This is a genomic window from Pantoea septica (assembly GCF_002095575.1).
Classification (GTDB): domain Bacteria; phylum Pseudomonadota; class Gammaproteobacteria; order Enterobacterales; family Enterobacteriaceae; genus Pantoea; species Pantoea septica.
Genome location: NZ_MLJJ01000063.1, coordinates 1 through 10,723, shown reverse-complemented (window position 1 = coordinate 10,723; position 10,723 = coordinate 1). Strand labels below are relative to the sequence as shown.

11 protein-coding genes are annotated in these 10,723 nt (G+C 54.4%); 9 read left to right on the top strand and 2 right to left on the bottom strand.

All coding sequences use genetic code 11. From position 1 onward, the window contains the following. Positions 1–15: 15 nt before the first annotated feature. Positions 16–882 carry a LysR family transcriptional regulator gene (locus HA46_RS20185; protein WP_244277558.1) on the bottom strand — a complete coding sequence of 289 codons (867 nt, stop codon included), beginning with the start codon at positions 880–882 and terminating at the stop codon, positions 16–18. 166 nt (positions 883–1,048) lie between these two features. Between HA46_RS20185 and HA46_RS20180 the strand changes: the two genes are divergently transcribed. The 5 genes from HA46_RS20180 (at position 1,049) to HA46_RS20160 (ending at position 6,644) form a co-directional block, all read left to right on the top strand. Then, positions 1,049–2,230, top strand: coding sequence for a M20 family metallopeptidase (locus HA46_RS20180; RefSeq protein ID WP_084886456.1), 1,182 nt, complete (start codon positions 1,049–1,051; stop codon positions 2,228–2,230). 1 nt (position 2,231) lies between these two features. After that, complete coding sequence (locus HA46_RS20175) at positions 2,232–3,035, top strand: transporter substrate-binding domain-containing protein (RefSeq protein WP_084886453.1); 804 nt, start codon at positions 2,232–2,234, stop codon at positions 3,033–3,035. Further along, positions 3,022–4,659 carry a M28 family metallopeptidase gene (locus tag HA46_RS20170; protein ID WP_084886450.1) on the top strand — a complete coding sequence of 546 codons (1,638 nt, stop codon included), beginning with the start codon at positions 3,022–3,024 and terminating at the stop codon, positions 4,657–4,659. The genes HA46_RS20175 and HA46_RS20170 overlap by 14 nt, the downstream gene beginning before the upstream one ends. Before the next feature lie 535 nt (positions 4,660–5,194). Next, on the top strand, positions 5,195–6,313 hold the full coding sequence (locus HA46_RS20165) for an alkene reductase (protein WP_084886447.1): 1,119 nt from the start codon (positions 5,195–5,197) through the stop codon (positions 6,311–6,313). Between the two features lie 16 nt (positions 6,314–6,329). Further along, entirely contained in the window at positions 6,330–6,644 is a 315-nt protein-coding gene (locus HA46_RS20160; protein WP_084886444.1) for an ArsR/SmtB family transcription factor, read from the top strand. Between the two features lie 275 nt (positions 6,645–6,919). On the opposite strand, the gene HA46_RS20155 is transcribed toward HA46_RS20160, so the two are convergent. Then, positions 6,920–7,132 (bottom strand): hypothetical protein, encoded by a 213-nt coding sequence (locus HA46_RS20155; RefSeq protein WP_084886459.1) that lies wholly within the window; start codon positions 7,130–7,132, stop codon positions 6,920–6,922. Between the two features lie 618 nt (positions 7,133–7,750). Between HA46_RS20155 and HA46_RS20150 the strand changes: the two genes are divergently transcribed. Genes HA46_RS20150 through HA46_RS20135 form a run of 4 tightly spaced genes read left to right on the top strand, consistent with a single transcriptional unit; the run spans position 7,751 to position 10,525 of the window. Next, positions 7,751–8,137, top strand: a complete 387-nt coding sequence (locus HA46_RS20150) for a ParB/Srx family N-terminal domain-containing protein (protein ID WP_084886441.1) — start codon at positions 7,751–7,753, stop codon at positions 8,135–8,137. A 5-nt stretch (positions 8,138–8,142) separates the two neighbouring features. Continuing rightward, positions 8,143–9,543 carry a ParB/RepB/Spo0J family partition protein gene (locus HA46_RS20145; protein ID WP_084886438.1) on the top strand — a complete coding sequence of 467 codons (1,401 nt, stop codon included), beginning with the start codon at positions 8,143–8,145 and terminating at the stop codon, positions 9,541–9,543. Next, the gene (locus tag HA46_RS20140) at positions 9,483–9,740 is read left to right on the top strand and encodes a hypothetical protein (RefSeq protein ID WP_084886435.1); all 258 of its coding nucleotides are present in this window, start codon (positions 9,483–9,485) and stop codon (positions 9,738–9,740) included. Before HA46_RS20145 ends, HA46_RS20140 begins: the two co-directional genes overlap by 61 nt. A 53-nt stretch (positions 9,741–9,793) precedes the next feature. After that, positions 9,794–10,525, top strand: coding sequence for a plasmid SOS inhibition protein A (locus HA46_RS20135; protein ID WP_084886431.1), 732 nt, complete (start codon positions 9,794–9,796; stop codon positions 10,523–10,525). Positions 10,526–10,723 lie beyond the last annotated feature (198 nt).

Sequence of the window (10,723 nt, the reverse complement as noted above, 5' to 3'; positions counted from 1 at the left end):
GGAGGGGGGAAGGCTCTAATCCGAAGGCATACTGAGGTCTGCAAACATCTCCACAAAGGGCAGGATCACGGATGCATCACTGCTGTCATGATGATAAAGCAGCCATGTCCGGCTTTTTAGCGCTTCGCCCGCCACGCTGATGGGTTGGCGGTGTAGATGTTCAGAGAGCGGCTGATAACTGGAGACAATGGCATAACCCAAACCGTGTTCCACCATGGCGAGACATACTTCGAGTTTATCGACCTGCATCGCCACGCGTGGAGGAAGGGAGTAGTTGGCATTCCACCATCGTTCAATCAGATGGGTGACATGCCCGCCGTGATTGATACGTATCTGCGGTAGCTGAGGCAGTAGGCGCAGGTCCAGAGGTTGCTTGCTCACCAACCAATAATCATCCACATCCACCAGCCGCTTTCCATTACGCCAGTGATAGTCATCCTTGACCAGCGCCACGTGAACCTCTTCACGCTGCAGTTGCTGGTACATCTCTTCACTCAGGCCACTGACCAAGTGAACGCGAATGCCGCTGTGGATCTCAGCGAAGTGCGCCAGAATATCGGGAAGGCGGTACGCAGCATAGTTACTGGTCACCCCAATACGCAGCTCCCCCTGACGAGGTTGTGACAGGCTTTCCAGTGTCTGCCTGAGTTGCTGTGCGTCTTTTAAGACCTTAGCCGCATGTTGTGCCAGATAGCGCCCCTGGGCGCTGAACGTTATCTTCCGCCCGCTCTCCTCAAACAGTGCGATGCCTAGCTTGCGTTCAATCTGCTTAAGGCGATAGCTGAGCGCAGGCTGAGAGGTGTAAAGCTGTTCTGCCGCACGCGTAATGTTTTGGTGCTGCCAGACCGTGTGAATAATCAGCCAGTCTTTGTCGTTCATCATCCGCCTCCTTTTTTGATTCCATAAAATATTTTTTTCTTTTCCGGCGCAAGCAATAAAAAAGCTCAATTAGGCATCAACTAAAAAGCCCTGTATATCTTATTAATATATTGAACACACAGGGCATTTGTCTGCACTAAAAAAGTGAGGCGCCCTCCGGAGTCGCACCATGATTGAACAAAAAAATAAAATTATTTTTGCCATTGAGCAAATCAGCCAGCAAATGGCCACGTTAGCGCGGGCTATCCATGCACAGCCTGAACTCAGTTTTGAGGAGCATGATGCCAGCGCTGCGCTGCAGGCTCCCCTCAAGGCCGCAGGCTTTACTGTTACCCCCGGTGTTGCCGGGCTTGAGACGGCATTCCGCGCACGTTTAGACAGCGGAAAGCCGGGGCCGCATGTGGCGTTGCTGGCGGAATACGATGCGCTGCCTGAACTCGGCCACGCCTGCGGGCATAACCTGATTGGTACGGCTTCGGTGGCGGCGGCGGTTGCTCTGGCGAACAGCGGCACACTGCAAACCGGCGTACTGGAGGTGATCGGTACACCTGCGGAGGAAGAGGGGGGCGGGAAAATTATCATGGCGGATAGCGGGGTGTTTGACGGTGTCGATGCTGTCATGATGTTCCACCCACGCGAGAAAAACATGATGACGCGAGGCGCTCTAGCCTGTGTCGATGCTACGTTCAAATTTTATGGCAAAGCAGCCCATGCTGCCTCGGCACCGCATCTGGGCATCAGCGCGCTTGATGCTGTGATTCACTCCTTTGTCGGCATAAATGCGCTGCGCCAGTTCTTCACCGATGACGTCAGGGTTCACGGCATCATTACGCACGGCGGCAGCGCCACCAACATTGTGCCTGCTTATGCAGAAGCGAAATTCCTGATGCGTGCTGCCACCGTGGCAGGCCTGCAAACCGTGCGCAGCAAGGTGTTTGCTGCCGCTCAGGGCGCAGCGGAAATGAGCGGTGTACGCCTGGAAATTGAAGAGGGGCTGACCTACGCCGAGCGCAATAACAATCATGCCCTGGCCGGATTATTCCAGACGAATATTGAGCAACTGGGTCTGGTGGCGGAGGCTGCACCGGAACGTGGGGGCGTGGGCTCTTCAGATATTGGTAACGTCAGCCAGCTCACCGCCGCGATTCATCCCTATCTGCGTATTGGTGATGTTGTCCCTCATACCCCCGAGTTCGCAACCGCTGCGGCTTCTGACAACGGGATAGACGCGATGCTGAATGCGGCCCGCGCCCTTGCGATGACCACTTTTGACCTTCAACAGGCTGAAAACCTGAAAACCGTGCGTGATGAGTTCAGCGCCTGGCAATCTACTGTTCTGCAGGAGAAGTAAAATGAAAATGACACTGACCACCATGGCAGCATTAACCCTCGCATTCAGCAGTTCAGTATTTGCAGCGGATAACGTGTTACGCGTTGCCGCTGACCTGAGTTATCCGCCGTTTCAGTATCGCGATACGTCAGGCACGCCGACGGGTTTTGAAATTGATATTACCAACGCTGTCTGTAAGGCAGTGAATGTCACCTGCGAATACGTTGTCAGCAGTTTTGATGCGGAAATTCCCTCTCTGATGGCTAAAAAGGTGGATTTCATTTCGCCACTGGGCGCAACGGAAAAACGTCGTAAATCCATCGACTTCAGCGACTTTATTTATCACATCCCCACCAAGCTGGTGGCGCGCAAAGGCAGTAACTTACAGCCTGATGTTGCTTCACTGCAGGGTAAGCACATTGCTGTTCAGCAGGGCTCTATTCAGGAAATGTACGTGAATAAGTTCTGGGCTCCCAAGGGTGTTGATATTGTCATGTATGCGGATCAGGACGCGATCTATCTGGATTTAGCTGCGGGTCGTCTTGATGGAGCGTTAAGTCCGGGGGTTGCCGTGACCTACGGTTTTCTGAATAAACCTGAAGGGAAAGATTTCACGCTAACCGGTCCGGAAGTGCGGGACGATCAGCTGTTCAGCATCGGGTCGGCTTATGGTGTGCGCAAAGGTGATGAAAAAACGCAGAAGTTGCTGAATGAAGGACTGGCGAAAATCATGGCCGACGGTACGTGGGAAAAAGTGAAGCAGCACTACTTTGGCGACCTGGAAATGAAAGTGACGCGCGCGGAGCCGGCTCATGCCAGCCAGTGAGTTAAAAGTGCTGATGCGTGACACTCTGTCACATTTTCAGCATCTGCACCGCTTATCGGGCAGCGCAGACGCAGAAAAAAGTGTCGACTGGCTGTGTGAACAGCTGCAGGCGCGCGACATTCCTTTTCGCCGCGAGTCCTGCAATCTCTGGCTGAGCGATCCGCTGGATGCCTCCCTGACTGTTGCGGGGCAGGTGATTAACGCAAAAACTCGCTCCTTCTCAGCGCATTGCCCGGACGGAGTGGAGGCGGAACTGTTTCACGATACGCAGTCCCTGGACTTCATCCCTGAAAACGCACTCGCAAACTGGTCAGCACGTGTTCGCGGTAAGCTGGTGCTTGCCGACCAGGGTTTCGAGGACTATGTGCAACGGCTGATGAATGCCGGCGCCTTGGGACTGATTCATATCTGGGGCTCCGCCGAAGCGGCACTGCATGAAGAAACCGTGGGGCCGGTGTGGGGGACTCCTGTGCCGGATGATTTACAGCGCTATCCCACCATTCCGGTGATCAGTATTAGCCAGCAGGACGGTGCCCACCTGCGGTCTCAGCTATCGGCCGAGACGCTCTGCGCGCGTCTGACCACTGTCTTGCATGAGCACGTCGCGCCCTGTTCCTTGCCTGTGGTAGAACTGCCCGGCAGTAGCGAAGAGTTTGTGCTGCTCTCTTCGCATTACGATTCATGGCATGAGGGCGTGACAGATAACGCGACGGGCAATGCCCTGTGTCTTGCGCTGGCAACACTGTTCAGCGAACAGCGTCTGACACGAGGCCTGCGCGTTGCCTTCTGGCCGGGTCATTCTAATGCGCGTTACGGCGGCTCAACGTGGTACGCCGATCACTTCCGGTCTCAGCTTCTGGACCATTGTGTAGCACACATCAATGTTGATTCCCCCGGCTGTATTGGCGGATCACAACTCGTGGTGAATGCCAGTGGCGCGGAATCTTCCGACTGGCTCAACCAGGCCATTATTGCCACCACGGGCAAACCTGCAGAGCGTGTGACCCCGATCGGCAAAGGCGCCGACCAGTCATTCTGGGGGCTCGGTATCCCCCTGCATTTTGCATTACGTGAAGTGCCGGAACAACGGCAGTCACTTTCACCCGGAAGTGGCGGCGGCTGGTGGTGGCATACGGAAGAAGACACGCTGGATAAAGTCGATGAAGCTCATCTCTGGCGGGATTTTGACATTCATCAGCGCTGGCTGGAATCTCTGTTGTATGAAAAGACGCTGCCATTGGATGCCCGGCAATATCTGGCACTGATGGATGACGCCCTCGCACAGTTGCAAAATGAAATCGATCCGGCATTTTCATTGAACACATTGCGCGAGCGTCTGAGCGCACTGGAAAAACTGATATCCGGAAAGACGTGCAAACTGTCCTCGTTGGCAGAGGCCACAGGTTTATGGCACCGCGCTCGCTATCGTGCCGGTGATGATTTCCATCCTGATCTGAGCTATCACGGCGGTGCATTTCCTGGGTTGCAACGGCTCTGCGGTTTTCGTCGCCAGCAATGCAGTGAGCGCTACTGGCTGATGTTGGAAACGCAGTTTATCCGCCAGAGGGATCGCATCAGCGAATTACTCACCAGGAGTGAGTGGATACTGCGTCAATCAGTGTGAAAATGCTTGTGAAAAGTGACGGGGACATAAGTGAATTATCCGCGGGGAAGGGGAGCGCCCGCCTTACCTTTAACAAATGGTTCTCAGTCTCTTCTTGTTTGCTGATTTTTTGAAAGAAATAGCAGCAAGTGAGGAGGGGAGCTGGAGGTACAAAAGGATTTTCGGTAAGACACCAGGCAGGTATTTTATGAGACGCAGCAAGGGCCAGAATACAGCGTCACCTGTGACAGTACGCAGGCTTAAAAGGGAATGCCTAATGGCGATAACATTCGGTAATCATATGCATCTATTGGTCTGCTGACTCCCCTGAGTCTGAATCTGTCTGGTGAACCATGATCCTTCGCGCTATCCATTACCTCTGGTTTCACGGTTTGGTGGAGAGAATTTTGGCACTTGAACCCAGAGTTTTACGATGATGTGGCCAGCCTAGAAATTTCCTCTGTAAAGCGTCAATTTAAAAAAGCACATATTACGCATTTACATATTTAAATGTGTAAATATAATGACGCTCTTTAATTTTTGAGGATCACCCGTTATGCCATCTCTGTTCAGCCCCCTGACCTTGGGCAATATCCAGCTACGAAACCGCATCGCTTTACCTCCCCTGACGCGTTGTCGTAGTGAACAGCCGGGAAATGTTCCTGGCGATCTGATGGTGGAGTATTACCGCCAGCGCGCAAGTGCCGGATTCATGATTACGGAAGGTACCCAAATTGAACCGCGTGGGCAGGGATATGCGTGGACCCCGGGGATCCACAGCCATGCACAAATCGTTGGCTGGAGTAAAGTGACAGATGCCGTACATCAAGCGGGGGGAACCATTTTCTGCCAACTATGGCATGTTGGACGCGTTTCTCATAATGAACTTCAGCCAGGCAATCTGCCTCCGATTGCCCCTTCAGCGATTCCGGCTAAAGGCGTAAGGGTCTTTATTGAAACCAGTCCGGGGGCAGGGATGCTGACGGCACCAAGCGATCCGCGCGAGTTGACTACAGCAGAAGTAAAAGAGATTGTCGCGCTCTACCGCATCGCAGCGGAAAATGCAAAAGAAGCCGGTTTCGATGGAGTTGAACTGCACTCGGCTAATGGCTACCTGATCAACCAGTTCATTTCTGAGCATACTAACTTCAGGAATGATGAGTACGGCGGCTCACTTGATAACCGATTGCGTTTTTTGCGCGAAGTCACTGAGGCAGTCATTTCAGTCTTCGGCAGTCAGCGCGTTGGTGTGAGATTCGCCCCACTGTTTTCCAGCACTGAAGAAGAGCGTGTCTACCTTGGACTTGTAGAAAGCGACCCGCATGCCACCTATATCCGGGCTGCACAGATCATGAACGAGCTGGGCGTGGGTTACCTGTCCATCGCAGAGGCTGACTGGGACAACAGCCCTGAGATGCCAGAAAGTTTCCGCACTGCGCTGCGCGAAACTTTCCATTCGCCCATTATGTATTCTGGTCGCTATACGCAGAAAAAAGCAGAGTTAATGCTGGAGAAAGGCTGGGGAGACCTGTTTGGTTTCGGACGTACCTTTATTGCTAATCCTGATCTGCCGGAGCGGTTAAAAGAAGGGTATCCCCTAAATGTGGTGGATCATTCCTCCCTGTATGGTGGAACTGAGAAAGGATATACTGATTACCCAGTTTACCCATCCTGATGTTTAGTGAGGCGGCATGTCACCGGAAAATTCCATAAAACTGCTGTCAAATCCGACCCGGGTTGCAGTGCTTAAATGGCTAAAAAAACCTGAAGAAGCATTTGCTGAGTATTCTCAGCTTTTTGGCTTCGAACAGTATGGCGTCTGTGCCAGTCTCATTCAGGACAAGGCGGGCTTATCACAGCCCGCCACCTCAATTTGTCTTAAAGCTCTTCATGACGCCGGCCTGCTTGAAGCCAGTAAGGTCGGCAAATGGACGTATTATCGCCGCTGTGAACCATGTATTCTCGCAATGACAAGGGCAGTGACAGCCTCCTTGCTGGAACTGTAATTCCCTGCACAGCGGTCAGTGTACCGGGATCAACGCCACATGCCGCCTTTATCTGCAAACATTAAGGATTCTGATACTCCGATTTAATGAGATTTAGCGGCAATCTGAGTCAGTAATAAGCCTCAGACATCCTGTTCAGGCCCTGTCGTTATTTAGGCCTTCGATGGCTTTCTGGCGCCAGAAAAGCATAGTCAGGCGGGCGTACCCGGCATGCAGGCAATACGTTATGAAGAAGCGCGGCGATTAGGTGGGTTGTTGTGTGCTCCGGACTATGTTTACGGTGACCTGCTAGCCTGATGCTTACCTGGCAAGCCGGATAACAAACCTGCCATCTTCTTTTTTATTTTAGCTCCCCGCTCAGCCCATCTGTCAGCCAGCTCAAAAAACTCATCGGCGCTGATATTAAAATCCAGCACCACCTCTCTGTGATCACCACTCTTCAGTAGCTCATTAGCTTTCTTGACGGATTTAGCGCTTGTGCTTTTCACTGCTGCTTCTCCCATTGAGTTGAAAAGGTTAACTCTGGTTTAGCACATTGCCCGCTATAAGAGACCTCCCCCCTATGGAAGTGTGCGAAGATCGCACGCATGGTTAATTTCAACGGATGACCAGGGCAGCAGTGGAGAGACATCCGTCCCCTTTAGTGCTCCCTTCGGCTCCCCGGGGGCCAGGTCGTCAGCCCTGCTTCGCTAACCGGCCAGGCCGGAAAGCTCAGCTGAACCGCCAGAAGGAACGTTGCAGGCCAAAGGCCTGGGTCTGAGAGCCTTCAGACTAGAGTCCCCTGCAGCTGGCTTGCCGCCAGCGCATTCACTGGCCACACACTGACGTGGCCGCTAAGGACCGGTTCGGCATAAAGCTGCCGCCCGGCGCGGTGCCATGTTCACCACCTGCTGTCTTGTTTTGTGTTCCTGAGCCCCTTCGCCGCGCAGAAATCTGTCACACGGGCGGCATCCCGCAAGGGTCGCACGCTAAACGTCTACGCCCGGTCCCTTCGGGCTGCGGCCTTGTCGTTTCCCTTGCGTTCTGCCTGATGCCCGCACGCCTGTTCTGCTCTCACGGCGAGGAACTCAGAGAAACATCACTTAAACGCAAACAGGAGAAGCAACATGTCACAGCAGAACGTCAACACCCCGGCTTCAGAATCTAAAGAATCATCGGTTTTAAAAACTAGACCCGTTCGTCGTCCAGCGAAAATGAAGGCTGAGAAAGCGGCAGCGGTAGCGGTTGAGCAGGCGCTGGAGAAAATTGAGATTGAGATGATCCCGCTCTCACGTCTGGCTGTTTCTCCAATGAACGTGCGTCGCAAGGTTTACGTGCAGTCACGCATCGAGTCGCTGGCGGCCACCATCAAAAATGTGGGGCTGCTGCATAACCTGATCGCGCATGACATGGGCGAGGACATGCTGGGCGTGGCCTGCGGCGGTCGTCGCCTCACCGCGCTGCAGCTGCTGCTTGAGCAGGGGTTTATCAACCCGATCAGCTTATTCCCGTGAAGCGAGTGTCTGAAGAGCTGGCCCGTGCGGCCTCGATGGTGGAAAACGGCGAGCGCGAAGATATGCATCCCGCTGAACAAATCGCCGGATTCCAGGCGCTGGCGGATGAAGGCAAAACCTCGGCACAGATCGGTGACCTGATGGGCTACGGTTCACGGCACGTGCAGCGCTGCCTGAAACTCACGAACCTGGCGCCCACCATTCTTGACGAGCTGGCAGCAGATAACATCACCATTGAACAATGCCAGGCGCTGACGCTTGCCGACTCGCACGAACGCCAGATAGAGGTATGGGATCAGGCCTCCAGCTACTACAACCCCTCAGCGGATATCATCCGCAACCTGATCACCTCGACGGAAACTGAAATCAGCCGTTCGCCTAAGTTCGCCTTTGTGGGCAAAGACGCCTATCTGGCGGCTGGCGGTACTGTCCGTGCCGACCTGTTCAGCGGTGAGGATGACGGCTACATCGAAACCGAGCTGGTTGAACGCCTGACGCTGGAAAAGCTGCAGCAGGTCGCCGAATCCGTTGTGAAACAGGAAGGGTTTGCCTGGACGGAGGTCAGAATGGACGGGCGCATGCATGCCTGGGACAGCAAGGTGAAACGCTCTTACGTTGTAACGGAGGAGCGCTGCCCGGATTACTCGCCTGAAGAAGATGCACAGGTGAGCGAACTCCGCGCCCAGCTGAACCTGACCGATGACAATGAGCTGAAACCACAGCTGAAAATGCAGATGGCTGAGCTGGAAAACGTCGCGAACAAACGATTCTGGTCAGCGCTGGATAAAAATAAAACGGGCGCGATTATCTGCTACGAGTACGGGCAGTGTTACATCCAGCGGGGTGTACAGCGCGTGTCAGATCTGCCGAAGAAAACCCGGGCCGACAGCAAAGACGATCTCCAGGCGCTGTCCGAAGGGTATTCCGCCGCGCTGGTGCGCTCAATGTCGTGTGAGCGATCGCTGGCGGTACAGGCCGCACTTTGCACCAACACATCGATGTCCATGGCGATGCTGACCTGGACGCTGCGCCGTTCAACGTTCAGCCACGGCAGCTATGACAATACCCCGATGAAAATCAGCCTGACGGATAACAGCCATGCGCTGGTTTCCGACTCCCCGGCGAAGGAAGGGGGTAAAGCCTGGCAGTTCCTGCAAAAAGAAAAAAACAGTGGGAAAGCAGCCTGCCGGAAAACTGGGCGCAGGACTTCCGCTGGCTGCTCGACTGGAGAGATGAACTGGTGCATGGCCTGCTGGCTTTCTGCAGCGCGCTGGCAGTGTGCAGCTTCCAGGACAGGGTCTACGGAAACAGCCAGACCAGTAGCCTGGATGCACTGGAAACGGCAATGGACTTTGACCTGGCCGAATGGTGGCAGCCGACCGCCAAAGGTTTCTTTAAGCGCATGAGTAAAGATCAGATTGTCGGTGCGCTGACCGACGCTGGCAAAACGGGCAACGCCAGCGATGCGGAAAAGATGAAGAAAGGGGATGCCGCCGAGTTCGCGGAGCAGGCGCTCAAAGACTCCCGCTGGGTGCCGGAGTGGATGAAACCACTGAAAGCTGAAACGCCAAAGAACGGCAGTTCAGATACTCAGGGCAGCTAAGGCTGATAACGGCAGACCGCCCGGGAGGGCGGTCACTACATAAGGAGAAAACTATGAACACAATTCCCCGTCATTTTTCACTCGTTCCCGCCTGCCCGTATACGCTCGCCGTCAGCCTGGCGATTGCGGATGTTGAAAAGCGCCTGCAGGGCAGGGCGGTGCGTGGCGCCCATCCCTACGCCAGTGCCTTTGTACGCCATTACTGCGATACCCGGACGATTAAATCTGATCATTTGCGCCGCGTGATGCCGGAGTATTCACCACGAGACAGATATGCGCCCGCTGCGGTGGAGTATATGACGGCGCTCGATACGCTGATTGCTTCCCGGGGCGAGCGCTGCCCGTCACCACTCTCGCAGGACACGGGAGCGCGCCTGTTTCCGATGATTGCGCTCAGAAAAAATGAGCGCCTTGATAAACGTGCCGATTGCCGTATCAGTCAGGAGATAAACCGCGAGAACAGAGCATGGAAGCAGAAACACCGGCGCTATCAGCAGCGACTGGCGCAGGTCAGAATCGATCTGAAGTTTCATACACCGCTGACAGTCGGAGCGTGGTACACGCAGGTACGGGAAGAGGATTTTTATGAGAGCGACATCCTCATTATGGTGCTGGCATGGCTGCCACAGTTTCCATCCTGCCGCGGCCTGAACCCTTCTGACTACTGGGATGATCCGCTGTGGCTACTGATGCTCGATATCCAGTATGAGGTTAAAGGCGCGATGCCGGGAGAATTGCAGGCTGACAGGTTGATACTACCGAACCGGCTTCAGCTCAGCGTTTGATGACTATCCGGCCGGGTAATCGATGTCCGGCCGGTGCGCGGTCTGTGCGCGCTTAAAAGCGGGCGGCCCTGCGAGCCAGGGAAAGCCGGTGCTGGCGCACCGGTCATCCCCCTTCGCCTGTGCTTTCTCTCTCCGGGGCGCTGACTCTTCTCCTTCTTTCTCTGATTCCTGCTGCTGTTAAACCATGTGGTGTGCAGC

Excerpts from the sequence above, each read along its gene's own strand:
- HA46_RS20185 (WP_244277558.1), bottom strand. The coding sequence starts at position 882 with ATGATGAACGACAAAGACTGGCTGATTATTCACACGGTCTGGCAGCAC.
- HA46_RS20180 (WP_084886456.1), top strand. The coding sequence starts at position 1,049 with ATGATTGAACAAAAAAATAAAATTATTTTTGCCATTGAGCAAATCAGC.
- HA46_RS20175 (WP_084886453.1), top strand. The coding sequence starts at position 2,232 with ATGAAAATGACACTGACCACCATGGCAGCATTAACCCTCGCATTCAGC.
- HA46_RS20170 (WP_084886450.1), top strand. The coding sequence starts at position 3,022 with ATGCCAGCCAGTGAGTTAAAAGTGCTGATGCGTGACACTCTGTCACAT.
- HA46_RS20165 (WP_084886447.1), top strand. The coding sequence starts at position 5,195 with ATGCCATCTCTGTTCAGCCCCCTGACCTTGGGCAATATCCAGCTACGA.
- HA46_RS20160 (WP_084886444.1), top strand. The coding sequence starts at position 6,330 with ATGTCACCGGAAAATTCCATAAAACTGCTGTCAAATCCGACCCGGGTT.
- HA46_RS20150 (WP_084886441.1), top strand. The coding sequence starts at position 7,751 with ATGTCACAGCAGAACGTCAACACCCCGGCTTCAGAATCTAAAGAATCA.
- HA46_RS20140 (WP_084886435.1), top strand. The coding sequence starts at position 9,483 with ATGGACTTTGACCTGGCCGAATGGTGGCAGCCGACCGCCAAAGGTTTC.
- HA46_RS20135 (WP_084886431.1), top strand. The coding sequence starts at position 9,794 with ATGAACACAATTCCCCGTCATTTTTCACTCGTTCCCGCCTGCCCGTAT.